Below are 24492 nucleotides of genomic sequence, written 5' to 3' on the forward strand. Positions count from 1 at the left end.
ATGTCCACTGCCAAAACTGCTTCTTCCGGTTTCGATATCAAACGCAGCCTGCTGGAAACCATTGTTGCCGGCCTGCTGGCCCTGATCGTGTTCGGCCCGGTGGTCGGCGTGGTCCTCGATGGCTATAGCTTCAACGCCCAACCGGCCCGGGTGGCCTGGCTGGTCGGCGGGGTGATGGTGGGGCGCTTCGTGCTCAGCGTGTTCTTCCAGAGTGCCACGGGCAAGCGCATGCTCGAGGGCTTCGACAGCGGTGGCTCGGGCGTGCATGTACTGGCGCCGGACTACAAGTCGCGGCTGCGCTACATCATCCCGGCGCTGATCGTCATCGCCATCGTCTTCCCGATCTTCGCCAACAAGTACCTGCTGACCGTGGTCATCCTCGGCCTGATCTACGTGTTGCTGGGCCTGGGCCTGAACATCGTGGTCGGCCTGGCCGGTCTGCTCGACCTGGGTTACGTGGCGTTCTATGCCATCGGCGCCTATGGCCTGGCGCTGGGCTACCAGTACCTGGGCCTCGGGTTCTGGAGCGTGCTGCCGCTGGCGGCCATCGCCGCGGCGCTGGCGGGGTGCATACTCGGCTTCCCGGTGTTGCGCATGCACGGTGACTACCTGGCGATCGTGACCCTGGGCTTCGGTGAAATCATCCGCCTGGTGCTGAACAACTGGCTGTCGTTCACCGGTGGCCCGAACGGCATGCCGGCACCGTCGCCGACCTTCTTCGGTCTGGAGTTCGGTCGTCGCGCCAAAGACGGCGGCGTACCGTTCCACGAGTTCTTCGGCATCGACTACAACCCCAACCTGAAATTCCTGTTCATCTACATCGTGCTGTTCCTCGTCGTGCTGGCGGTGCTCTACATCAAGCACCGACTGACCCGCATGCCCGTGGGCCGCGCCTGGGAAGCGCTGCGCGAAGATGAAATCGCCTGCCGCTCCATGGGCCTGAACCACGTGCTGGTCAAGCTCTCGGCGTTCACCCTCGGTGCCTCCACCGCGGGCCTGGCCGGGGTGTTCTTCGCCACCTACCAGGGCTTCGTCAACCCGTCCTCGTTCACCTTCTTCGAGTCGGCGCTGATCCTCGCCATCGTCGTGCTCGGCGGCATGGGCTCGACCGTCGGCGTGGTGATCGCCGCGTTCGTCCTGACCGTGGCCCCGGAGCTGCTGCGCAGCTTCTCCGAATACCGGGTGCTGCTGTTCGGCGTGTTGATGGTGTTGATGATGATCTGGCGACCGCGCGGCCTGATTCGCATCAGCCGTACCGGTGTAGTCCCGCGTAAAGGAGTGGCGCCATGAGCGACGACGTAATCCTCTCGGTCGACAACCTGATGATGCAGTTCGGCGGGATCAAGGCGCTGAGCGATGTCAGCCTGAAGGTCAAGCGAAACGAGATCTTCGCCCTGATCGGCCCCAACGGCGCGGGCAAGACCACCGTGTTCAACTGCCTCACCGGGTTCTACAAGGCCAGCGGCGGCAAGATCGAACTGAACGTGCGCGGCTCGAAGACCAACGTGATCCAGTTGCTCGGCGAGCGCTTCGAGCCGGGCGATTTCGTTTCGCCCAAGCGCTTCATCAATCGCGTGCACTACAAGATGTTCGGCGGTACCCACCTGGTGAATCGCGCCGGGTTGGCGCGGACCTTCCAGAACATTCGCCTGTTCAAGGAAATGTCCGTGGTGGAGAACCTGCTGGTGGCCCAGCACATGTGGGTCAACCGCAACTTGCTGGCCGGCGTGCTCAACACCAAGGGCTACCGCAAGGCCGAAAGCGACGCGCTGGACCACGCCTTCTACTGGCTGGAAGTGGTGGACCTGGTGGACTGCGCCAACCGCCTCGCTGGCGAACTTTCCTACGGCCAGCAGCGCCGTCTGGAAATCGCCCGGGCCATGTGCACGCGGCCGAAGATCATCTGCCTCGACGAACCGGCTGCGGGCCTCAACCCGCAGGAAACCGAAGCCCTGAGCCGGATGATCCGCGTGCTGCGCGACGAGCACGACATCACCGTGGTGCTGATCGAGCACGACATGGGCATGGTCATGAGCATCTCCGACCATATCGTGGTCCTCGACCACGGCAACGTGATCGCCGAAGGCAAGCCGCAGGACATCCGCAACAACCCGACCGTGATCGCCGCCTACCTGGGTGCTGACGAAGAGGAACTGGTATGAGCGCACCCATTCTCGAACTGAAGGACCTGGACGTGTTCTACGGCCCGATCCAGGCCTTGAAGAAAGTCTCGATGCACATCAACGAGGGCGAGACGGTCAGCCTGATCGGCTCCAACGGCGCCGGCAAGTCGACCCTGCTGATGTCGATCTTCGGCCAGCCGCGGGCTGCGTCCGGGCAGATCATCTATCGCGGCACCGACATTACCCACAAGTCCTCGCACTACATCGCCTCCAACGGCATTGCCCAGTCGCCGGAAGGGCGGCGGGTATTCCCCGACATGAGCGTCGAGGAAAACCTGATGATGGGCACCATCCCCATCGGCGACAAACATGCCGACGAAGACATGCAGCGCATGTACGAACTGTTCCCGCGGCTCAAGGAACGGCGCAACCAGCGCGCCATGACCATGTCCGGTGGCGAGCAGCAAATGCTCGCCATTGCCCGCGCGCTGATGAGCCGGCCCAAGCTGTTGCTGCTGGATGAACCTTCGCTGGGGCTGGCACCGATCGTGGTCAAACAGATCTTCGCCACCCTGCGGGAGCTGGCAAAGAGCGGCATGACCATCTTCCTGGTGGAGCAGAACGCCAACCATGCGCTGAAACTGTCGGACCGGGCTTACGTGATGGTCAACGGCCAGATCCGCATGACCGGGACGGGGCAGGAGTTGTTGGTGAACGAGGAGGTGCGGAACGCTTACCTCGGCGGGCACTGATACACCGCAAGCAAGCCCGCTCCAGTGTCTGTAGGAGCGAGCTTGCTCGCGAAGCGGTCCCCCCTTTCACGGGAACTCACTGGAAACCCGCAGAGTCGTACCGGTTATACCGTCCGACCCCGCACAAGGAGCCCCGTGATGCCAACCCGCTTCCTGTTCACCCCCGCAATCCTCGCCTGCAGCCTGTTATTCGGCAGCCTGACGGTGCAGGCCGAGGAGGCGGCCAAGGTTCAGATCGACTCCTCCGCCGCGTCCTCGGACAACCTCGCGGCCATCCACCGCGAGTCCGGCATGAGCCACACCCTGCACGACTCCGGGGTCAGCGTGGCCGAGCTGAAGAAAATGCGCGACACCCTCAACCAGAACGCCAGCGACCTGCTGGAACTGCGCCGCTTGGTCGATGAGCAGACCCGGCAGATCGGCGAGCTGCAACGCCGCCTTGAGGACACCAACCGCAAGGTGCAATGACCACACTGCTGGTTTGCGAACGCCGCTTCGCCCTGACGGGCAAGCGGCGTTTTTTCATCCACGGGGTTGTCCACAGGATTGTGGAAAAGATAGCGCCGGCCTTGCGTGTGACACCGCAGAAAGTCCTTGTAAGCAGTTGTTTTCAATGCGCTTGAAGTTGTCCACGGTTCATGTGGAGGTGACTGTGGGTAACATGGTGGTATGTGCTTGCAAGCCACGTATCTAAAGGCTTTCAGGAAGGCGATCAAATTTTGATCAATAACTTTTGGATGAGTGGTAGAGCCGTTTGTCAAGTTATAGCTCATAGCCATAACGCTGTTTCAAACAGTATGTTTTGCCTGTGGATAAGTCTGTGGGAAAGCCTTGGAAAGAGTGATGGGACCGGCGTCGTTACAGGCTTTGCGCCATTACCCGGTTTTTCACTGAAAGGGCTGGCAGCCTCATTTCCAGCGTGTTTGCAGAGAAAACGCGCTCAGGGCTGTGGATTACTTGGCTAACGTTATTCCACGAATTTATACAGTTGCCCCCAATCTATGTGGAAGGGCCTGTGGATAAGGTGCGCATAGCCGGCTGCGAGCCTTATGCAGCAAGGCTTTGACGGTATTGATCGTTTTTCATACAGGCGGCAAACGGCTTGAAGTGACGCCTGCCGCCGGGCATGCTGCAAACCCTGCCGATCTCTTGTGCAAGCCCTCTCGAGGAGAATCCCATGACTTCCACTGTATTCATTACCGGCGCGACCTCCGGGTTTGGCGAAGCCTGCGCGCGGCGTTTCGCCGAGGCGGGTTGGTCGCTGGTGCTGACCGGTCGCCGCCAGGACCGCCTGGACGCCCTGTGCGCCGAGCTGTCGAAACAGACCGAAGTCCACGGCCTGGTGCTGGATGTGCGCGATCGCAAGGCCATGGAGCAGGCGCTCGGCAACCTGCCGCCAGCCTTCGCCAAGCTGCGCGGGCTGATCAACAACGCCGGCCTGGCCCTGGGCACTGATCCTGCGCAGAAATGCGACCTGGACGACTGGGACACCATGGTCGACACCAACATCAAGGGATTGATGTACACCACCCGCTTGCTGTTGCCGCGCCTGATCGCCCATGGCCGTGGCGCGACCATCCTCAACGTCGGTTCGGTGGCGGGCAACTACCCATATCCGGGCAGCCATGTGTATGGCGGCACCAAGGCCTTCGTCGGCCAGTTCTCCCTCAGCCTGCGTTGCGACCTGCGCGGCACGGGGGTGCGGGTCAGCAATATCGAGCCAGGCCTGTGTGAAAGCGAGTTCTCGCTGGTGCGTTTCGGCGGCGACCAGTCGCGCTACGACGCCACCTATGCCGGCGCCGAGCCGATCCAGCCGCAGGACATTGCCGAGACCATCTTCTGGATCCTCAACCAGCCGGCGCACATCAACATCAACAGCCTGGAGCTGATGCCGGTGAGCCAGGACTGGGCCGGGTTCTCGATCGAGCGGTCGGGCGGCAAGGGCTGAGGCTCAGCGATGAGCGTGCGGGGCTGCACATTCTTCGGTCATGTGGTGGCAGGAAGGCGCTTGGCAAAAGGCCGAGTAATGGCTAGCAGGCGCATGTCAGTAGTTTTCCAGGGTCCTTGAGATCGAGCGCCGCCCGCGCGGCGCATCGCGAGCAAGCTCGCTCCTACAGTGGTTGCGACGTACCTATGTCTGTCCCATCGCCAAACGCCAAGGGCGGGCAACACCTCTCTGACAGGCCATGGCACGTTTCAACGAATGTAGGAGCGAGCTCGCTCGCGATGCGGGGGCGGCGCTCGATCTTGAGAGCGCTGAAAAACTTCCGACATGCGCCTGGTGGCCGCTACTCGGTCTTCTGACAAGCGCTACACAATCATCTCAGACGCTGAAGCCCTTCCAGACAGGTCGCCAGATGATACGGCGTAGTCGACGGCATATCATGCCGGCTCACCACGCCTGCAGCATCCCGACACTCATACCAACCCCCGTCATGCAGAAACCGCTGACGCAGCACTTCAAGCTGCTTCGCCACCTTCTCCGCGCCATCCGGGCGCAGGGTCAGCGCCCGCAGGTATTCGGCCTGGGCCCAGATCCGCTGGGTGGCGTCGCGCACTTCGCCTTGCGGGCTGAGCATCGCCAGCACAGCACCGTCCTTTACCCCCGTGGCCTCGGCAAAGCCGAAGGCGCGGTCCAGCGATGCATGCAGGGCGCCATCGCGCAGCAGCGGTGAGGTGTCCAGCAGGAAGAACCATTCGAACTGATGCCCCGGCTCGAACCAGTTATCCACAGCCCCACGCGGTTTCTCCAGCATCACGCCGTGCTCGGGGTCGATGAAGTGCGTCTGCATGGCCTCGGTCAGTGCCAGCAGGGCGGCTTCCACCTCGGCGTCTTCGCGCACGGCGAGGGTCGCGAGGAAGGCTTCGGCCAGGTGCATCAACGGGTTTTGCAGAGGGCCGCTGCCAAGGTCCGACCAGTCTTCACCGAGACTCGCCTCGTACAGGCCATCGTCATTGCCGAAGCGCTCGATCACCACGCTGAGGGCGGCGTTGAGGGTCGATTCCACCAGGCTGTCGCGCACCTTCGCCCAGTAATGGGCGCAGGCGAAGATGATGAAGGCGTGGGTGTAGAGGTCTTTGCGCCGGTCCAGCGGTTTGCCCTGGGCGTCGATGCTGTAGAACCAGCCGCCGTGTTCAGCATCGTGGAAGTGCCGTTGCAGCGAGCGGAACAGCGCGGCGGCGCGTTCGCTGGCGCCGGGCTGGTCGATGCGGCTGCTGAACAGGTAGAGCTGGCGGGCGCAGGCCATGGCGCGGTAGCGCTGCACTGGCAGCGGCTGGTGTTCGGCGTCGAGGGCTTCGAAGGGCAGGGCCATGTCCGCGTTCCAGCCGGGCGCTTCCCATAGCGGCACGATGCGCTGGTCGAAGTGTTGCTGGACTTCAGCGAGCAGGGAGGGCGGGGCAGCGTGAGTTTCGGACATGGAAAGAGTTCGTCGACGTCGGGGCGTTTGCGCGCATGGTAGCAGGAAATATCGCCGTGGCGCCGCGATCAGAGCGGGCTGCCGAGGCCCTGCCAGTGTCGCGCGCCAACGAAAATGAAGCGCAATTGCTGGATGATCTTGGCCTGCCCGCTCAACTGGCCGGGCTCTACCTCGGCGGGCGCGTCGATCAGTTCCGGCAGGGTGGCGAACACGGTCTTGACCACCAGGTCGGCGATCACCCCCAGTGCCGTGGCGTCCAGATGTTGCCAGCGCGGCATGCTCGCCAGGTCGGCGGCGAGGTCCGAGCTGATGCCTTCGCGCAAACGGGCGATGGCCTGGCGCACCGGTTGCGAGCCGCCATATTGCTCGCGGGCGAGGAACAGGAACTGCGCCCGGTTGGCTGCCACCACATCGAGGAAGATCCGCACCGAGGCATCGGTGATGCCGCCCATTTCGATTTCGTTGTGGCGGACCATGCGGATGGTCTGGCGGAAGGTTTCGTTGACTTCCTTGACCAGCGCCAGGCCCAGTTGGTCCATGTCGTCGAAGTGTCGGTAGAAACCGGTGGGAACGATCCCTGCGCAGCGGGCCACTTCACGCAGGCTGATGCTGCCGAAGCCGCGGCCGCTTTCCATCAGTTGGCGGGCTGCATCCAGCAGGGCGTGGCGGGTCTGTTGCTTCTGTTCGGCGCGCGGCAGCATGGCGAATACGGTTCAGTGTGAAACAGGCCTGCACTCTAATAGCCGGGGCCGGAAAAACAAAGCCCGGTCAATTTGACCGGGCCTGGAGGCGAGGAGTCTGTGCGCGGGTATCTATTGTTCCGGCGCATAGGCATCAGCTCACCCGGTTGTTGCGCTCGATCAGACGATCCGAGCCACCTTCGGCGACGCGGTTGGCACGTTGTTCGATCAGACGATCGGAACCGCCTTCGGCTACACGGTTTTCACGGCGTTCAATCAGACGATCAGAACCGCCTTCGGCTACACGATTTTCGCGGCGTTCGATCAGACGATCAGAACCGCCTTCGGCTACACGATTTTCGCGGCGTTCGATCAGACGATCAGAACCGCCTTCGGCTACACGGTTTTCGCGGCGTTCGATCAGACGATCAGAACCGCCTTCGGCTACACGGTTTTCGCGGCGTTCGATCAAACGGTCAGAACCGCCTTCTGCCAGCGGGTCCAGCGGTTGCGACAGGATGACCGAGCCGGAGCGCGCTTCAGCGGACAGGTGCTGGTCTGCGGCAGGCACGGCGAAGGCGTTGGCGGCCAGAATGGACAGGGAAAGGCTGAGCAGTAATTGGCGTTTCATGATTTCGGTTCTCCTGGGGGAGGGCGACTAAGTGGGTACGAAGCCAATGCTACTCTTGGAAATCCGATAGAAAAGTTCATAAAGGTAATGGTAACAATCAACAGGATTGATACTTTCCGGCGAGGGCTCTAGCGCGGGCCTTTCCTGAGTGCTTTAGTAGGGATTGGGTACCTCGCCCGATGAATTTCGCCTGATTGATGTGGGCGAAATCTGGCAGCAAGGTCAGGAAAAATCCGGTCGATCCGCCATTTCGAGTAAAACCCCTAGGCGTTTCGTCAGTCCCAAGTACACGTGCGTGTCACACGCACGCTGTCTGCCTTTGCTGTCACTGGAGAACCGTGCAATGACGCGCCCCGCCAAAATCATCACCTGGACCCTCGCCAGCCTGCTGCTGGTACTGGTGCTTCTGGTGATCTTCATCGCCACCTTCGATTGGAACCGGGCCAAGCCTTTTCTCAATGAAAAGGTTTCCGAAGCCCTGCATCGGCCCTTCGCCATCAACGGCAACCTTGCCGTGCACTGGCGTCGCGAAGCCGAGGAGGGTGGTTGGCGGGCGTGGGTGCCGTGGCCGCATTTCACTGCCGAAGACCTGACCCTGGGCAACCCGGACTGGCTGAAAGAGCCGCAGATGGTCGGCCTGCAGCAGGTGGATTTCCGCCTTTCGCCGCTGCCGTTGCTGGCGCAGCGCATCGTCATTCCGCGCATCGACCTCAAGTTGCCGACCGCCAGCCTCAAACGCCTGGCCGACGGCCGGGCCAACTGGACTTTCGATTTCGGGCCCAAGGATGAGCAGGCCGGGCCGTCCAAATGGGTGATGGATATCGGTGCCATCGGTTTCGACAAGGGGCAGGTGGCCTTCGATGACCAGACCCTGAAAACCCGCCTCGACGTCCAGATCGACCCGCTTGGAAAACCGGTGCCGTTCAGCGATATCGTCGGCAAGGCGACGGCGGAAAAAGCCGAGAAACAGGGCGCGAAACCGCAGGACTATGCCTTCGGGCTGAAGGTCAAAGGCACCTACAAGGACCAGGCGCTCTCCGGCGACGGCAAGATCGGCGGGCTGTTGGCGCTGCAGGACGCCAGCCAGCCGTTCCCGGTGCAGGCGGATGTCCGTATCGCCAAGACCCGCGCGATCATCGCCGGCACCCTGACCGACCCGCGCAACCTCGGCGCCCTCGACCTGCGCCTGCGGCTGTCCGGCGCCAGCCTGGCCAACCTCTATCCGCTCACCGGCGTCACCCTCCCCGACACCCCGCCTTACCAGACCGACGGTCACCTCATCGCCAAGTTGCATGAGCCCGGCGGCGCGCTGTTCCGCTATGAGGGCTTCAACGGTCGCATCGGCGACAGCGACATTCATGGCGACCTCGCCTTCGTTTCCAGTCAGCCGCGGCCCAAGTTGAGCGGCAAGCTGGTCTCCAACCAGTTGCTGTTCAAGGACCTCGCGCCGCTGATCGGCGCTGACTCCAACGCCCAGCAGAAAGCCCGCGGCGGCGCGGCGAAGCAGCCGGGCGACAAGGTGCTGCCGGTGGAGGAGTTCCGTACCGAGCGCTGGCGCGCGATGGACGCCGACGTCAGTTTCAGCGGCAAGCGCATCGTGCAGACCGAGGAACTGCCCTTCACCGACCTCAACAGTCATCTGCTGCTGGACGATGGTGTGTTGAGCCTGGAGCCGCTGTCGTTCGGCGTGGCCGGCGGCAAGCTGGACATGCAGGTGCGCCTCGACGGTCGCAGCGCGCCGATGCAGGGCCGAGCACGGCTGACCGCGCGGGACCTGAAGCTGAAACAGCTTTTCCCCACCTTCGAGCCAATGAAAACCAGTTTTGGCGCGCTCAATGGCGACGCCGATATCAGCGGCCGTGGCAACTCGGTGGCGGCCTTGCTGGGCACCTCCAACGGCGATTTGAAGTTGCTGATCAACGATGGCGCGGTCAGCCGCAGCCTGATGGAGATTGCCGGGCTCAACGTCGGCAACTACGTGGTCGGCAAGCTGTTCGGCGACAAAGAAGTGAAGATCAACTGCGCGGCCACCGATGTCGGCATCAAGAATGGCCTGGCGACCACCCGGCTGTTCGTGTTCGATACGGAAAATGCGGTGATCTATGTGGAAGGCACGGCCAACTTCGCGACCGAGCAACTGGACCTGAAGATCAACCCTGAGTCCAAGGGGCTGCGGCTGTTCTCCCTGCGTTCGCCGTTGTATGTGCGGGGTTCGTTCGCCAAGCCATCGGCGGGCGTCCAGGCTGTACCGCTGGCGCTGCGTGGGGCGGGGATGGTGGCGCTGGGCATTGCCGCGGGGCCGGCGGCGGGATTGCTGGCGTTGATCGCGCCGAGCAGCGGGGAGGAGCCGAATCGTTGTACGCCGTTGCTGGAACAGATGAAGGCGGGGAAAGCGCCGAAGACGGTGAAGTAATCCTGATTGTTGCAGCCCCTTTTTTAACCTGTAGGAGCGAGCTTGCTCGCGATTGCGGTCCTGTGGTCGGACCCCATCGCGAGCAAGCTCGCTCCTACAAGGGACAATGGACGAATGGGGCGGGCTACAGGCCCTTCAACAGATCCGCCATATCATCCGCGTGCTCTTCTTCCTGAGCCAGGATGTCTTCGAAGATGCGCCGGGTGGTCGGGTCGCTTTCGCCGATGAACTGGATGATCTCGCGGTAGCTGTCGATGGCGATCCGCTCGGCGACCAGGTCTTCCAGCACCATTTCCTTCAGGTCGCGTCCGGCGACGTACTGCGCGTGGGAGTTCTTGCTCAGGTTGTCCGGGTTCAGGTCCGGCTCGCCGCCCAGTTGCACGATGCGCTCGGCCAGGCGGTCGGCGTGCTCCAGTTCCTGGGTCGCATGTTCGAGAAACTCTTCCGCGGCGACGCTGGCCTTGATACCGCTGGCCATGTAGTAGTGGCGCTTGTAGCGCAGGGCGCAGACCCATTCGGTGGCCAGCGATTCATTGAGCAGACGCAGGATGGTCTGGCGGTCGGCGCTGTAGCCTTCGGTCACCGCGCCTTGCTCGACGTGCTGGCGGGCGCGCTGGCGGAGGGTGTTTACATCAGTCAGTTCTACGGTGCTCATGGTGTTCTCCAGGCTGGAAAAGCGGATGCGCCGCGCTCTGCTGGCGCGGTCGCTACATCAGGTACGAGTGCTGAGGCGGGCGGAAAGTTTTATCAGCTCTTCACAGCCTGCTCGTCTTTCTCGCGCTGTTCGCAGGTCTTGAAGCCTTTGGCGTCGACATGCCCGGTGGCATCGAAGCGCACGTAATAGGCTTGCTGATGACCGTCGCGGTTGAGGATGTAGTTGTTGCAGGTGCCGCCGTGGGGCAGGTCGATCACGGTGGACGGGCTGCCGCCGATGGCGATGACCCGCTGCATGGTCATGCCGTTCTCGACTTGCTTGACCAGCGGTTCTTCGCGGTAGGTGACGTAATCCACAGGGTTTTCCGGGCGGCTGCCGCAGCCGACCAGGGTGGCGCTGACCAGAAGTGCTGCCAGGGCGTGTTTGTACATGGTCGTACTCCCTCGAAATGGGCCGTCATGGCCCGGTATCAGTTTGGAACCGCGGGCGACGACGGGAGTTCGATTGCGGTTGCCATGATTTCGCCTGTAGGGTGGGCGAAATGTCCATGGATCGGGGATCGCCATGTCGCAAGCACTTGCCACCCGTTACCCGCTGGTTCTGGTGCCGGGCATGCTCGGTTTCGTTCGCCTGCTGCTCTATCCGTACTGGTTCGGCATCGTCGCGGCCCTGCGCCGGGGCGGGGCGCAGGTCTATCCGGTGCAGGTGTCGCCGCTGAACAGCACCGAAGTGCGCGGCGAGCAGTTGCTGCGCATCATCGAGGACATCCTCCAGCGCACCGGCGCCGACAAGGTCAACCTGCTCGGCCACAGCCAGGGCGCACTGACCGCCCGCTACGCCGCGGCGAAACGCCCGGAATGGGTCGCCTCGGTGACGTCCATCGCCGGGCCGAACCATGGCTCGGAACTGGCAGACTATCTTGAGCGCCAATACCCCGGCGATTCGCCCCGCGGACGTGTGCTCAAGGCCATCCTCCACGGCCTCGGGCGCCTGATGGGCTGGCTGGAAACCGGCTGGAAGGGCCCGGCGCTACCGATTGACGTGCATGCTTCGCACCAGTCACTGACGTGTGCCGGCGTGGCGCTGTTCAACCAACGTTATCCACAGGGCCTGCCGGAAATCTGGGGCGGCGAAGGGGCGGCTGAGGTCAACGGTGTGCGTTATTACTCCTGGTCCGGGGTGCTCAAGCCGGGCATCACCGACCGCGGCCTCAACCGCCTCGATGGCAGCAACCGCTTCTGTCGCCTGTTCGCCCGCAGTTTCGTGCGCGAGGCGGGGCACTGTGACGGCATGGTCGGGCGCTACAGCTCGCACCTGGGCCAGGTGATTGGCGATGACTACCCGCTGGACCACCTGGACATCGTCAACCAGTCGCTGGGCGCGGTGGGCAAGGGCGCGCAGCCGGTGAAGCTGTTCACCGAACACGCCGCGCGGCTCAAGGCCGCTGGCTGTTGATCTGAACCGGGGATGTAAGAAATCTTGTCTAAACTCCTGTGACCGCTGCACGTCCGACGCGGCGACCAGGAGATTTGCCATGAAGATGATGCGTTTGCCATTGCTGTTGCTGGGAGTGCTGATGGCTTCACAAGGCTTCGCCGCCACCGCGCAGCAGGAAAAGATGAAAACCTGCAACGCCGACGCCACCGCCAAGACACTCAAGGGCGACGAGCGCAAGGCGTTCATGAGCACCTGCCTGAAAGCCAAGCCCGCCACCCAGCAGGACAAGATGAAGACCTGCAACGCCGACGCCGGCACCAAGGCGCTCAAGGGCGATGAACGCAAGGCGTTCATGAGCGACTGCCTGAAGAAAAAATAGCCATTTCCCCGGATGCGCCATTGCCCTGGAGCAATGGCGCGTCGTCCTGTGCCCCGCGCCCCTATGCCTGCCCGCAGAAGGCTGGCAGACTGCCGGCTTTGTCGTCGTGGCTGTCTGAGGTTGTATGACTTTTACCCAGCGTCAGATTGTGCTGGCGAGTTGGATCATCATATTCACCGGCTTGTTGCTGGTCTTGCCGCTCAAGTTGCTGCCGAGCCTGCTGGCCGGTTTGCTGGTGTTCGAGCTGGTTAACATGCTCACGCCGAAACTGCAGCATGTGATCGCCGGGCCCCGAGCGCGCTGGCTGGCGGTAGCCCTGCTTGGCACCCTGGTGGTCAGCACGCTGACACTGGTTTTTGCCGGTGCCATCAGCTTCCTGCTGCACGAAGCGGAAAACCCCGGCGCCTCGCTGGACAAGTTCATGCTGCTGGTGGACCAGGCGCGCGGGCAGTTGCCGCCGTTCGTCGACGCCTACCTGCCGGCCAGCGCTGCCGAGTTCAAGGTGGCCATTGGTGAATGGCTGAAGACTCACCTGGGCGAGTTGCAACTGGTGGGCAAGGGCGCGGCGCACATGTTCGTCACGCTGCTGATCGGCATGATCCTCGGCGCCATCGTCGCGTTGCAGCGGATCCCCGACATCTCACGGCGCAAGCCGCTGGCTGCGGCGCTGTTCGAGCGCCTGTCGCTGCTGGTCCAGGCGTTTCGCAACATCGTTTTCGCGCAGATCAAGATTTCCCTGCTCAACACCGCGTTCACCGGGATCTTCCTCGCCGTGGTGCTGCCGCTGTTCGGCGTGCACCTGCCGCTGACCAAGACGCTGATCGTGTTGACCTTCCTGCTGGGCCTGTTACCGGTGATCGGCAACCTGATGTCCAACACCCTGATCACCATCGTCGGCTTGTCGCTGTCGATCTGGGTGGCGATGGCGGCGCTGGGCTACCTGATCGTTATCCACAAGGTCGAGTATTTCCTCAACGCGCGGATCGTTGGCGGACAGATCAGTGCCAAGTCGTGGGAATTGTTGTTGGCGATGCTGGTGTTCGAAGCCGCGTTCGGGCTGCCTGGTGTGGTGGCGGGGCCGATTTATTACGCGTACTTGAAGAGTGAATTGAGGCGGGCGGAGCTGGTTTGAGCCTGTAAGTGTGCCCTTCGCGAGCAAGCTCGCTCCTACAGGGTAGGTGCGAGCTTGTCGGGGCGCCGGTCAGCCGTAGCGCTTGCGCGCCTCGATCGCCAGCCCGCTGCCGATGCTGCCGAAGATGTTGCCTTCGACATGCCGAGCATTCGGCAACATCGCCGCAACACTCTGGCGCAACGCCGGGATGCCGCTCGAACCACCGGTGAAGAACACCGTATCCACCTGGTCCACACCAACGCCGGCCTTGAGCAGCAGCTCATCGACGCTGCCGCGCACGCGCTCCAGCAGGTTGTCGATCGCCGCCTCGAACAGCGCCCGGCTCAGGTCCACTTCAAGACCCTTCTCGATCCGGCCGAGGTCCACCAGGCGGTTTTCCGCGTGGGTCAGCTCGATCTTGGTCGCTTCCACTTCCATCGCCAGCCAGTGCCCGGCGCGTTGGTCGATCAGCTTGAACAGGCGGTCGATGCCGAGGGTGTCTTCGATGTCGTAGCGCATGCTGCCCAGCGCCAACTGGGATTTCTGCGAGTACACCGAGTTGATGGTGTGCCAGGTGGCGAGGCTCATGTGATGGCTGGTGGGCATCAGCGCCTGGCTTTTCATCCGGCTGCCGTAGCCGAACAGCGGCATGACACCCTGCAGGCTCAGTTGCTTGTCGAAGTCGGTTCCGCCGATGTGCACGCCGCCGGTGGCGAGGATGTCGTCCTGGCGGTCATCGAGCATGTGCCGTTCAGGCGCGAGGCGGATCAGCGAGAAGTCCGAGGTACCACCGCCGATGTCGACAATCAGTACCAGCTCTTCACGGTCGATGCCCGACTCGTAGTCGTAGGCCGCAGCGATGGGCTCGAACTGGAAGGAGACGTCCTTGAAGCCGATTTTTTTCGCGACATCGGCCAGGGTGTCTTCGGCTTCCTGGTCGGCGGCCTGGTCGTCATCGACGAAATGCACCGGACGACCCAGCACCACTTCATCGAATGCCCGGCCGGCGTCGGCCTCGGCGCGCTTCTTCAATTCGCCGATGAACATGCCGAGCAGGTCCTTGAACGGCAGGGCGGTACCCAGGACGCTGGTGTCGTGCTTGATCAGCTTGGAGCCCAGCAGGCTCTTGAGCGAGCGCATCAGGCGGCCTTCGTAGCCTTCCAGGTATTCGCTCAGCGCCAGGCGGCCATACACCGGACGGCGCTCCTCGATATTGAAGAACACCACCGAAGGCAGGGTGATCTTGCCGTCTTCGAGGACGATCAAGGTCTCCTCGCCGGGGCGGTGCCAGCCGACGGTGGAGTTTGACGTGCCGAAGTCGATACCACAGGCACGGGCCGGGGATGCGTGATTCATGGAAGCGGTTCCGGAGTAAAAACGGCCGCGCAGTGTATGCCAGCCGCTGACAGAATCAAGACCGATTATCTGCTCCGTGACAAACCTGGCCCGGCCTTGAAAGGCTATGCTTGACCCCAATCTTCACACGCAGTGAATTTGATAACCGATGGTGATTCCTTAGATGGATTTCAAAGACTATTACAAGATACTCGGCGTAGAGCCCACGGCGGACGAAAAGGCGATCAAGACCGCCTACCGCAAGCTGGCGCGCAAGTATCACCCGGACGTCAGCAAAGAGCGTGGCGCCGAAGACAAATTCAAGGAGGCCAACGAGGCCTACGAAGTGCTGAGCAGCCCTGAAAAGCGCGCTGAGTACGACGAAATTCGCAAGTACGGCCAGCATGGCCGGCCCTTCCAGGGGCCTCCCGGCTGGGAGAGCCGTGGTGGTGGCGACGCGGGTGGCTTCGGCAACGGTGGCGATTTCTCGGACTTCTTCAGCTCGATCTTCGGGTCGGCCGGGCGCGGTAACGGCAATCCGTTTGGCCGTGGCCAGCAACAGCGCAGTACCGGTCGGCGAGGGCAGGACGTGGAAATGGAACTGGCAGTGTTCCTCGAGGAAACCCTGGCCAACGAATCGAAGAAGATCAGCTTCCAGATTCCGCAGCACAACGCCCAGGGCCAGCGCACAGGCGATACCACCAAGACCCTCAACGTCAAGATCCCCGCCGGGGTGACCGACGGCGAGCGCATCCGCCTCAAGGGCCAGGGCGCACCGGGTGTTGGCGGTGGGGCGAACGGCGATCTGTACCTGATCATCCGCTTCGCACCGCATCCGCTGTTCGATGTCGAAGGTCATGACCTGATCATCACTGTGCCGCTGGCGCCGTGGGAAGCCGCGTTGGGCACCAAGGTGGAAATGCCGACCCTTACCGGCAAGGTCAACCTGACCATTCGTCCCGACAGCCAGAGCGGTCAGCGCCTGCGCATCAAGGGCATGGGTCTGTCGAACAAGCAGGGCGAACGTGGCGACCTGTACGCGCAACTGAAGGTGGTGATGCCGCCACAGTCGGATGCGGCGACGCGTGAATTGTGGAGCAAACTGTCGGAGAAGGCCGGGTTCAACCCGCGAACTCAATGGAGTAAGTGACCATGAGCAGCACCCTGATCGTTCAGCTGGATATGCGCACGTTTTGTCAGGAAGCCGAGTTGCCGGTGGACTGCGTGATCGAAATCGTCGAACACGGCATTGTTGAACCATTGGGGCGAACACCGGAGGACTGGCTGTTCGACGCCCAGGCGCCGGTGCTGGCCAAGCGCGCGGCGCGCCTGCACCAGGAGCTGGAACTGGAGTGGGAAGGCGTGGCGCTGGCGCTGGAGTTGCTGGAGGAAGTGCGGCAACTGCGCAGCGAGAACGACATGCTGCGGCAGCGGTTGGGGCGGTTTGTGCAGTGATTGCTCTGTGTTATTCAGGGCCGAACCGTAGCGATGAGGCCCTGAATAACACCATCACCCCGGCGGCAATGCCCCCGGATTCAACACCAACTGCATAAACGTCAAATCCAGCCACTTGCCGAATTTCACCCCCACCTGCGGCATCTGCCCGTTCAGGGTGAAACCCAGCCGCTCATGCAGGCGGATCGACGCGGCATTGCCGCTTTCGATCGCGGCCACCATCACATGTTTTCCACAGCCTCGCGCCCGTTCGATCAGGGCCAGCATCAGCTTCGGCCCCAGGCCGTTGCCGCGCTGGTCGGCGCGGATGTACACCGAGTGCTCGACGGTATGGCGAAAGCCTTCGAATGGCCGCCAGTCGCCGAACGAGGCATAACCCACCACCTCGCCCGCAGCATTCACCGCCACCAGAATCGGGTATTGCTGTGTCTGGCGCGCATCGAACCAGGCCTGGCGGTTGGCCAGGTCCACCGGTTGTTCGTTCCAGATCGCCGTGGTGTTGAGCACGGCGTCGTTGTAGATGTCGCGAATGCCCGGCAAGTCATCGGGCACGGCATCGCGGATCAGGTCTGTCATGGCAAGGTTCCGGGATTGAGCAGGCGGTCAGATTAAATGGTTACCAGCCCGCGTACACCCTCGGCCTCCATGTTTTCGCCGCGTCCTTGCTGGACGATTTCGCCACGGGACATCACCAGGTACTGGTCGGCCAGTTCCGCGGCGAAGTCGTAGAACTGTTCCACCAGCAGGATCGCCATATCGCCGCGGGCCGCCAGTTTGCTGATTACCACGCCGATTTCCTTGATCACCGAGGGCTGGATGCCTTCGGTGGGTTCGTCGAGGATCAGCAGGCGCGGCCGGCTGGCCAAAGCGCGGCCGATGGCCAGTTGTTGCTGCTGGCCGCCGGACAGGTCGCCGCCACGGCGGTGTTTCATCTGCAGCAGCACCGGGAACAGCTCGTAGATGAACTCCGGGACGCTCTTGGCTTCCTTGGCGCTGAAGCGTGACAGGCCCATCAGCAGGTTTTCCTCGACGGTCAGGCGCGGGAAGATCTCGCGGCCTTGCGGTACATAGGCGATACCGGCGTGGACCCGCTGATGCGGCTTGAGCTGGGTGATGGCGTGGCCTTCCCAGGACACGCTGCCCTCGCGGGACGGGATCAGGCCCATCAGGCAACGCAGCAGCGTGGTCTTGCCCACGCCGTTGCGGCCCAGCAGGCAGGTGACTTCGCCGACTTTAGCCTCGAAAGACAGGCCGCGCAGGATGTGGCTGCCGCCGTAGTACTGGTGCAGGGAATCGATTTTCAGCATGTGGTTGTCCTTACAGATTGGCACCAATCCTTGTAGGAGCTGGTTTACCTGCGATCGGCCGCTTCGCGCCCGATCGCAGGCAAGCCAGCTCCTACAGAAGAGCGTGATCGCGTTGAGCTAACGACCCAGATAAACCTCAATCACCCGATCATCCGCCTGCACCTGCTCCAGCGAACCCTCCGCGAGCACGCTGCCCTGGTGCAGCACGGTGACGTGGTCGGCGATGCTGCCGACGAAGCCCATGTCGTGCTCCACCACCATCAGCGAATGCTTGCCGGCGAGGCGCTTGAACAGCTCGGCGGTGAACTCGGTCTCGGCGTCGGTCATGCCCGCCACCGGTTCGTCGAGCAGCAGCAGTTGCGGGTCCTGCATCAGCAACATGCCGATTTCGAGGAATTGCTTCTGGCCGTGGGACAACAACCCCGCGGGCCGCTGGCGCGAGCTTTCCAGGCGGATGGTGGTCAGTACTTCGTGGATGCGGTCCTGCTGCTCGCCGCTCAAGCGCGCACCGAGGCAGGCCCAGACCGATTTGTCGGTCTTCTGCGCCAGTTCCAGGTTTTCGTACACGGTCAGCGCTTCGAACACCGTCGGTTTCTGGAACTTGCGGCCAATCCCGGACTGGGCGATTTCCACCTCGCTCATGCGGGTCAGGTCGAGGGTCTCGCCGAACCACGCCTTGCCGCTGGTGGGGCGGGTCTTGCCGGTGATGACGTCCATCATGGTGGTCTTGCCGGCGCCGTTGGGGCCGATGATGCAGCGCAGCTCGCCGACGCCGATGTACAGGTTCAGCGCGGTCAGGGCCTTGAAGCCGTCGAAACTGACGTTGATGTCTTCAAGAGTCAGCACCGTGCCGTGGCGCACGTCCAGGCCCGGGGTGCGCGCCTGGCCGAGGCCGATGGCGTCGCGGCCGCTGCCCGGGTCGAGGATGGGTTCGAGCATGAATTCAGGGTGGATCGACGGAAACTTCATTGTTCGCCCCTTTTCTTCAGCAGGCCGACCACGCCCTTGGGCAGGTACAGGGTGACGAGGATGAACAGCGCGCCGAGGAAGAACAGCCAGAACTCCGGGAACGCCACGGTGAACCAGCTCTTCATACCGTTGACCAGGCCCGCGCCGAGCAGCGGCCCGATCAGCGTGCCGCGACCGCCGAGGGCGACCCACACGGCAGCTTCGATGGAGTTGGTCGGCGACATCTCGCTGGGGTTGATGATGCCCACCTGCGGCACATACAGCGCGCCGGCCAGGCCACAGAGCACGGCGCTCAGCACCCAGACGAAAAGCTTGAACCCGCGCGGGTCGTAGCCGCAGAACATCAGGCGGTTCTCGGCGTCACGCAGCGCGGTCAGTACCCGGCCGAACTTGCTCCGCGCCAGTCGCCAGCCGAGGTACAGGCTGCCCACCAGCAGGGCCACGGTGAGCAGGAACAGCACCGCGCGGGTGCCTTGGGCGGTGACGTCGAAGCCCAGCAGGGTGCGGAAGTTGGTGAAGCCGTTGTTGCCGCCGAAGCCGGTTTCATTGCGGAATAACAGCAGCATGCCGGCGAAGGTCAGGGCCTGGGTCATGATCGAGAAGTACACGCCCTTGATCCGCGAGCGGAAGGCGAAGTAGCCGAACACCAGCGCCAGCAACCCCGGCGCCAGCACCACCAGGCACATGGCCCAGGCGAAGTGCTGGGTGCCGGCCCAGTACCAGGGCAGTTCGGTCCACGACAGGAAACTCATGAACGCCGGCAGGCCGTCGCCCGCAGCTTCGCGCATCAGGTACATGCCCATGGCGTAGCCGCCGAGGGCGAAGAACAACCCGTGGCCGAGCGACAGCAGCCCGGCGTAGCCCCAGACCAGGTCCAGCGCCAGCGCGACGATGGCGTAGCAGAGAATCTTGCCCACCAGCGTCAGGGTGTAGGCCGAGACTTGCAGGGCGTGGCCCTCGGGCAGCAGCGACAACAGCGGCAGTGCAAGCAGGATCAGCAGGACGATGGCGCCGACGGCCAGGGACAACCGTGGCCCGGCTTTTTGCGCGGCAGTGACAAGCAGAGGCTGGTTCATCAGTCGATTACCCGTCCCTTGAGGGCGAACAGGCCTTGCGGGCGTTTCTGGATGAACAGAATGATCAGCGCAAGGATGAGGATCTTGCCGAGCACCGCCCCGATCTGCGGCTCCAGCAATTTGTTGGCGATGCCCAGGCCGAAGGCGGCCCAGAGGCTGCCGGCCAGTTGCCCGACACCGCCGAGCACCACCACCAGGAACGAGTCGATGATGTAGCTCTGGCCGAGGTCAGGCCCGACGTTGCCGATCTGGCTCAGGGCGACGCCGCCGAGGCCGGCGATGCCCGAGCCGAGGCCGAAGGCGAGCATGTCGACGCGACCGGTGGGCACGCCGCAGCAGGCGGCCATGTTGCGGTTCTGGGTGACGGCGCGCACGTTCAGGCCCAGGCGGGTGCGGTTGAGCAGCAGCCAGGTCAGCAGCACCACGAACAGGGCGAAGCCGATGATGACGATGCGGCTGTACGGCAGCACCAGGTTCGGCAGCACCTGCATACCGCCGGACAACCAGGCCGGGTTGGCCACTTCGACGTTCTGCGCGCCGAAGATCAGGCGGATGGCCTGGATCAGGATCAGGCTGATGCCCCAGGTTGCGAGCAGGGTTTCCAGCGGGCGGCCATAGAGATGGCGGATGACCGTGCGCTCCAGCAGCATCCCGACCCCGGCGCTGACGAAGAACGCCAGCGGCAGCGCCAGCAGCGGGTAGAACTCGATGGCGCCGGGCGCATAACGCTGGACTATCACCTGCACCACATAGGTGGTGTAGGCGCCGAGCATCAGCATCTCGCCGTGGGCCATGTTGATCACCCCGAGCAGACCGAAGGTGATCGCCAGGCCGAGTGCCGCCAGCAGCAGGATCGACCCCAGCGACAGCCCGCTGAAGGCCTGGCCGAGCAACTCGCCGATCAGCAGCTTGCGCTTGACCTGGGCCAGGCTGGTTTCGGCGGCGGTGCGCACGCCGGCATCGCTTTCTACCGCCGGGTCGAGCAGCGCTTCGAGGCGGGTGCGGGCCATCGGATCGCCGGTTTCGCCGAGCAGGCGCACGGCGGCGAGACGCACGGCAGGTTCGCTGGCGGCCAGTTGCAGATTGGCCAGGGCCAGGCCAAGCGCGGCGTGCACCGCGTTGTCTTTTTCCTGGGCGAATTGGCGGTCGAGGAACGCGACCTGCGCCGGTTGCGCGCTTTTTTGCAGTTGCTGCGCGGCCTGCAGGCGCAACGCGGCATCGTCGCTGAGCAACTGATGCGCGGCGAGGGCGTTGTCCACCAGCCCGCGCAGGCGGTTGTTCAGACGTAGTTTGCGGTCGTCATCGGGGCCGAGGCGACCTTGTTGCAGCGAGGTCAGCAATGGCAGCCGGTCCGCATCGGGTTGCGCCGCCCAGTCCTGGAGCAGGCGGGCCTGGTCGTTGGGCTTGGCGGTGGCGAAGTATTCGGCTTCGTTGGCGTGAGCGGCGAAGGGCAGCAACAGGCACAGGCAAAGCATGAGACGGTAGAGGGCCTTGGGCATGGCGCGGGGGTCCCTTTGGAGGATTTGAGGTTTTTGGGGCCGCTCTGCGGCCCTTCGCGAGCAAGCTCGCTCCTACGGATAAGGCGTGGCGAGTGTAGGAGCGAGCTTGCTCGCGATGGGGGCTGTATCAGTTGCCCTTCACCGCATAATCCGGCCGCTTGTCGTTACCCGGAATGAACGGGCTCCACGGCTGCGCCCGCAGCGGCTGCTCGGTCTGCCAGACCACGTTGAACTGACCGTCGTCCTGGATTTCGCCGATCATCACCGGCTTGTGCAGGTGGTGGTTGGTCTTGTCCATGGTCAGGGTGAAGCCGGACGGCGCCTTGAAGCTCTGGTCGGCCAGGGCTGCGCGGACTTTGTCGACATCGGTGGACTTGGCCTTCTCGGCTGCCTGCGCCCACATGTGGATGCCGACGTAGGTGGCTTCCATCGGGTCGTTGGTCACCGCCTTGTCCGCGCCCGGCAGGTTCTTGGCCTTGGCGTAGGCTTTCCAGTCGGACACGAACTGGGTGTTGACCGGGTTCTCCACCGACTCGAAGTAGTTCCACGCCGCCAGATGGCCGACCAGCGGCTTGGTGTCGATGCCGCGCAGTTCTTCCTCGCCCACCGAGAACGCCACCACCGGAACGTCTGTGGCTTTCAGGCCCTGGTTGGCCAGCTCTTTGTAGAAGGGCACGTTGGAGTCGCCGTTGACCGTGGAGATGACCGCGGTCTTGCCGCCGGCGGAGAACTTCTTGATGTTCGCGACGATGGTCTGGTAATCGGCGTGACCGAACGGGGTGTAGACCTCTTCGATGTCCTTGTCGGCCACGCCTTTGGAATGCAGGAAGGCGCGCAGGATCTTGTTGGTGGTGCGCGGGTAGACGTAGTCGGTGCCGAGCAGGAAGTAGCGCTTGGCCGCGCCGCCTTCTTCGCTCATCAGGTATTCCACCGCCGGAATGGCCTGCTGGTTCGGCGCCGCGCCGGTGTAGAACACGTTCGGCGACATCTCTTCACCTTCGTACTGCACCGGGTAGAACAGCAGCCCGTTGAGTTCTTCGAACACTGGCAGCACCGACTTGCGCGACACCGAGGTCCAGCAGCCGAACACCACGGCCACTTTGTCCTGGGTCAGCAATTGCCGGCTCTTCTCGGCGAACAGCGGCCAGTTCGACGCCGGGTCCACCACCACCGCTTCCAGCATCTTGCCGTTGACGCCGCCCTTGGCGTTGATCTGCTCGATGGTCATGAGGGCCATGTCCTTGAGCGAGGTTTCGGAGATCGCCATGGTGCCCGACAGCGAATGCAGGATGCCGACCTTGATGGTCTCGGCGGCCTGCAGGGTCCAGCTCATGCCCATCGCGGCAATGGATGCACTGAGGGTAAAGGCCTTGATCAGACTACGACGCTTCATGGTGCTCTCTCTCCGTTGAGTTCTTGGGTGTTGGCGACTCGCGGAAAGGGCTTTTGCAAGTGGTGTGCCGTCTTGTGTACAAGACGGAGACGGTGGGGTTTTGGGGGCATCGCGAGCAAGTTCGCTCCTACAGGGAAGGCGCTAGACCGTGGGTTGGGGGGTGCCCTGTAGGAGCGAGCTTGCTCGCGAAGGACCGCAGCGCGGTCCCAGGGACAGGAGCCAGACTGGTGCCACGCATCAATTCGATGCACAGCAATGAGGCGAAAAAAAGGGGCCGGCTGGCCCCTTCGATAACGTTATCAGTTGCCTCGCACGGCAGTGCGCGGATGGCGCCTGTTGCGCACGAACTGGTAGGTCACGGTCAGCAACACGAACCACAACGGCGTGACGATCAGCGCCTGGCGGGTGTCGCTCTCGAAGCTCAACAGCACCAGGATCGCGGCGAAGAACACCAGGCACGCCCAGCACATGAAGCGACCGCCAGGCATCTTGTACTTCGACGCCGCATGCAGCGCGGCGCGGTGCGTGCGGTACTTCAGGTACGACAGCAGGATCAGCGACCAGACGAACATGAACAGGATCGCCGAGACGGTGGTGACCAGGGTAAAGGCCTCCACCAGGTCCGGGATCACGTACATCAGCGCGGCGCCGAGCAGCAGGCAGGTGCAGGAGAAATACAGGCCGTTTGCCGGCACGTCACGGCTGGAGAGCTTTTCGAACGCCTTGGGCGCGTCGCCTTCCTGGGCCAGGCCGAACAGCATGCGGCTGGTGGAAAACACGCCGCTGTTGGCCGACGAGGCGGCGGACGTCAGCACCACGAAGTTGATCACCGCCGCGGCGGCCGGCAGGCCCGCGAGGATGAACAGTTCCACGAACGGGCTCTTGCCCGGCACCACGTCACGCCATGGGGTCACCGCCATGATGGCGATCAGGGCGAAAACGTAGAACATGATGATCCGCAGCGGGATGGAGTTGATCGCCCGTGGCAGGGTGCGCTCCGGGTCCTTGGCTTCGGCGGCGGTGGTGCCGACCAGCTCGATGCCGACAAAGGCGAACACGGCGATCTGGAACCCGGCGAAGAAGCCCATCAGTCCGTGGGGGAACATGCCCTCGTCATTCCACAGGTGGGCGAAGCTGGCGGTGTTCCCGGTGGGCGACTGGAAGCCGCTGAACACCATGTACAGGCCGGTGCCGATCAGGCCGAGGATGGCGACGATCTTGATCATCGCGAACCAGAACTCGATCTCGCCGAACAGCTTCACGGTGATCAGGTTCAGCGACAGCAGCACGCCGACACAGGCCAGCGCCGGTATCCATTGCGGCAGGTCGGGGAACCAGAACTGTGAGTACGCGGCGATCGCGATCACATCGGCGATGCCGGTGATGATCCAGCAGAACCAGTAGGTCCAGCCCGTGAAGTAGCCGGCCCAGGGGCCGAGCAGGTCGGCGGAGAAATCGATGAAGGATTTGTAGTTGAGGTTCGACAGCAGTAGCTCGCCCATCGCCCGCATGACGAAGAACAGCATGAAGCCGATGATCATGTAGACGAAAATGATCGACGGGCCGGCGAGGCTGATGGTCTTGCCCGAACCCATGAACAGACCGGTGCCGATGGCACCGCCGATGGCGATCAACTGGATGTGGCGGTTGGTGAGGTTGCGTTGCAGGTGGTGTTCCTGCGAGTCCTTTGTGAGGTCTTGATTCATTGCATGCATTCCATAAATTGCAGTCTTCTTGTGCGTGAAGCGGCGGGTAGGCTAACACGCAAACCCGCAACCTAGACGCGGCAAAGTGACTCGACTTTAGGGGCATGCGCTTGAGCGAAGATGAAGCTGGCGTCTTGCGGACGCCTCGGTTT

The 24492-nt window shown here is 63.1% G+C and carries 24 protein-coding genes; 11 read left to right on the plus strand and 13 right to left on the minus strand.

All coding sequences use genetic code 11. The features are described 5' to 3' along the window. From livM to CKW37_RS12515, 5 genes are all read left to right on the plus strand, one after another. Positions 1 to 1290: a high-affinity branched-chain amino acid ABC transporter permease LivM gene (gene livM / locus CKW37_RS12495; protein ID WP_095155986.1), complete on the plus strand. Its 1290-nt coding sequence runs from the start codon at positions 1 to 3 to the stop codon at positions 1288 to 1290. Next, on the plus strand, positions 1287 to 2162 hold the full coding sequence (locus CKW37_RS12500; RefSeq protein WP_095155987.1) for an ABC transporter ATP-binding protein: 876 nt from the start codon (positions 1287 to 1289) through the stop codon (positions 2160 to 2162). The genes livM and CKW37_RS12500 overlap by 4 nt, the downstream gene beginning before the upstream one ends. Continuing rightward, complete coding sequence (locus tag CKW37_RS12505; RefSeq protein ID WP_095155988.1) at positions 2159 to 2875, plus strand: ABC transporter ATP-binding protein; 717 nt, start codon at positions 2159 to 2161, stop codon at positions 2873 to 2875. The genes CKW37_RS12500 and CKW37_RS12505 overlap by 4 nt, the downstream gene beginning before the upstream one ends. Positions 2876 to 3013: 138 nt before the next feature. Continuing rightward, positions 3014 to 3343 carry a hypothetical protein gene (locus tag CKW37_RS12510; RefSeq protein WP_095155989.1) on the plus strand — a complete coding sequence of 110 codons (330 nt, stop codon included), beginning with the start codon at positions 3014 to 3016 and terminating at the stop codon, positions 3341 to 3343. A gap of 709 nt (positions 3344 to 4052) precedes the next feature. Further along, positions 4053 to 4823 (plus strand): SDR family oxidoreductase, encoded by a 771-nt coding sequence (locus CKW37_RS12515; protein ID WP_095155990.1) that lies wholly within the window; start codon positions 4053 to 4055, stop codon positions 4821 to 4823. A 370-nt stretch (positions 4824 to 5193) separates the two neighbouring features. Here CKW37_RS12515 and CKW37_RS12520 read toward each other — a convergent pair whose 3' ends face one another. The 3 genes from CKW37_RS12520 to CKW37_RS12530 all read right to left on the minus strand — a co-directional run bounded on the left by CKW37_RS12520 (position 5194) and on the right by CKW37_RS12530 (position 7605). Beyond that, positions 5194 to 6294, minus strand: a complete 1101-nt coding sequence (locus CKW37_RS12520; RefSeq protein WP_095155991.1) for an AGE family epimerase/isomerase — start codon at positions 6292 to 6294, stop codon at positions 5194 to 5196. A 68-nt stretch (positions 6295 to 6362) separates the two neighbouring features. Next, a complete protein-coding gene (locus tag CKW37_RS12525; RefSeq protein ID WP_095155992.1) occupies positions 6363 to 6995 on the minus strand; it encodes a TetR family transcriptional regulator in 633 nt (210 codons plus the stop codon). A 133-nt stretch (positions 6996 to 7128) separates the two neighbouring features. Beyond that, complete coding sequence (locus CKW37_RS12530) at positions 7129 to 7605, minus strand: phage infection protein (RefSeq protein ID WP_095155993.1); 477 nt, start codon at positions 7603 to 7605, stop codon at positions 7129 to 7131. Between the two features lie 343 nt (positions 7606 to 7948). Here CKW37_RS12530 and CKW37_RS12535 point away from each other — a divergent pair, with 343 nt between their 5' ends. Then, positions 7949 to 10018 (plus strand): AsmA family protein, encoded by a 2070-nt coding sequence (locus CKW37_RS12535; RefSeq protein WP_095155994.1) that lies wholly within the window; start codon positions 7949 to 7951, stop codon positions 10016 to 10018. A 124-nt stretch (positions 10019 to 10142) separates the two neighbouring features. On the opposite strand, the gene CKW37_RS12540 is transcribed toward CKW37_RS12535, so the two are convergent. Both CKW37_RS12540 and osmE read right to left on the minus strand, forming a co-directional pair. Continuing rightward, positions 10143 to 10673, minus strand: a complete 531-nt coding sequence (locus tag CKW37_RS12540) for a bacterioferritin (RefSeq protein ID WP_095155995.1) — start codon at positions 10671 to 10673, stop codon at positions 10143 to 10145. A gap of 92 nt (positions 10674 to 10765) precedes the next feature. Beyond that, positions 10766 to 11104 carry an osmotically-inducible lipoprotein OsmE gene (gene osmE / locus CKW37_RS12545; RefSeq protein WP_095155996.1) on the minus strand — a complete coding sequence of 113 codons (339 nt, stop codon included), beginning with the start codon at positions 11102 to 11104 and terminating at the stop codon, positions 10766 to 10768. 133 nt (positions 11105 to 11237) lie between these two features. Between osmE and CKW37_RS12550 the strand changes: the two genes are divergently transcribed. The 3 genes from CKW37_RS12550 to CKW37_RS12560 all read left to right on the plus strand — a co-directional run bounded on the left by CKW37_RS12550 (position 11238) and on the right by CKW37_RS12560 (position 13621). Continuing rightward, positions 11238 to 12128: a triacylglycerol lipase gene (locus CKW37_RS12550; RefSeq protein ID WP_095155997.1), complete on the plus strand. Its 891-nt coding sequence runs from the start codon at positions 11238 to 11240 to the stop codon at positions 12126 to 12128. Positions 12129 to 12207: 79 nt separating this feature from the next. Then, entirely contained in the window at positions 12208 to 12489 is a 282-nt protein-coding gene (locus CKW37_RS12555; RefSeq protein WP_095155998.1) for a PsiF family protein, read from the plus strand. 124 nt (positions 12490 to 12613) lie between these two features. After that, entirely contained in the window at positions 12614 to 13621 is a 1008-nt protein-coding gene (locus tag CKW37_RS12560; RefSeq protein WP_095155999.1) for an AI-2E family transporter, read from the plus strand. A gap of 69 nt (positions 13622 to 13690) precedes the next feature. On the opposite strand, the gene CKW37_RS12565 is transcribed toward CKW37_RS12560, so the two are convergent. Continuing rightward, on the minus strand, positions 13691 to 14956 hold the full coding sequence (locus CKW37_RS12565) for an Hsp70 family protein (protein ID WP_095156000.1): 1266 nt from the start codon (positions 14954 to 14956) through the stop codon (positions 13691 to 13693). Between the two features lie 163 nt (positions 14957 to 15119). On the opposite strand from CKW37_RS12565, the gene cbpA reads away from it, so the two are divergent. Together cbpA and CKW37_RS12575 are read left to right on the plus strand one after the other, a co-directional pair. Then, positions 15120 to 16085: a curved DNA-binding protein gene (gene cbpA / locus CKW37_RS12570; protein ID WP_095156001.1), complete on the plus strand. Its 966-nt coding sequence runs from the start codon at positions 15120 to 15122 to the stop codon at positions 16083 to 16085. A gap of 2 nt (positions 16086 to 16087) precedes the next feature. Further along, positions 16088 to 16390 carry a chaperone modulator CbpM gene (locus CKW37_RS12575; protein WP_095156002.1) on the plus strand — a complete coding sequence of 101 codons (303 nt, stop codon included), beginning with the start codon at positions 16088 to 16090 and terminating at the stop codon, positions 16388 to 16390. Between the two features lie 54 nt (positions 16391 to 16444). On the opposite strand, the gene CKW37_RS12580 is transcribed toward CKW37_RS12575, so the two are convergent. The 7 genes from CKW37_RS12580 to cycA all read right to left on the minus strand — a co-directional run bounded on the left by CKW37_RS12580 (position 16445) and on the right by cycA (position 24340). After that, entirely contained in the window at positions 16445 to 16966 is a 522-nt protein-coding gene (locus CKW37_RS12580) for a GNAT family N-acetyltransferase (RefSeq protein WP_095156003.1), read from the minus strand. A 32-nt stretch (positions 16967 to 16998) separates the two neighbouring features. Beyond that, entirely contained in the window at positions 16999 to 17697 is a 699-nt protein-coding gene (urtE, locus tag CKW37_RS12585) for an urea ABC transporter ATP-binding subunit UrtE (protein WP_095156004.1), read from the minus strand. Positions 17698 to 17814: 117 nt separating this feature from the next. Next, the gene (gene urtD, locus CKW37_RS12590) at positions 17815 to 18666 is read right to left on the minus strand and encodes an urea ABC transporter ATP-binding protein UrtD (protein ID WP_095156005.1); all 852 of its coding nucleotides are present in this window, start codon (positions 18664 to 18666) and stop codon (positions 17815 to 17817) included. Beyond that, positions 18663 to 19742: an urea ABC transporter permease subunit UrtC gene (urtC, locus tag CKW37_RS12595; RefSeq protein ID WP_095156006.1), complete on the minus strand. Its 1080-nt coding sequence runs from the start codon at positions 19740 to 19742 to the stop codon at positions 18663 to 18665. The genes urtD and urtC overlap by 4 nt, the downstream gene beginning before the upstream one ends. After that, positions 19742 to 21241, minus strand: coding sequence for an urea ABC transporter permease subunit UrtB (gene urtB, locus CKW37_RS12600; protein WP_095156007.1), 1500 nt, complete (start codon positions 21239 to 21241; stop codon positions 19742 to 19744). Before urtB ends, urtC begins: the two co-directional genes overlap by 1 nt. Positions 21242 to 21368: 127 nt before the next feature. Further along, positions 21369 to 22634: an urea ABC transporter substrate-binding protein gene (gene urtA, locus CKW37_RS12605; protein ID WP_095156008.1), complete on the minus strand. Its 1266-nt coding sequence runs from the start codon at positions 22632 to 22634 to the stop codon at positions 21369 to 21371. 299 nt (positions 22635 to 22933) lie between these two features. After that, positions 22934 to 24340 carry a D-serine/D-alanine/glycine transporter gene (cycA, locus tag CKW37_RS12610; RefSeq protein ID WP_095156009.1) on the minus strand — a complete coding sequence of 469 codons (1407 nt, stop codon included), beginning with the start codon at positions 24338 to 24340 and terminating at the stop codon, positions 22934 to 22936. Positions 24341 to 24492 lie beyond the last annotated feature (152 nt).

Source organism: Pseudomonas sp. Irchel 3E13 (assembly GCF_900187455.1).
Taxonomy (GTDB): Bacteria; Pseudomonadota; Gammaproteobacteria; order Pseudomonadales; family Pseudomonadaceae; genus Aquipseudomonas.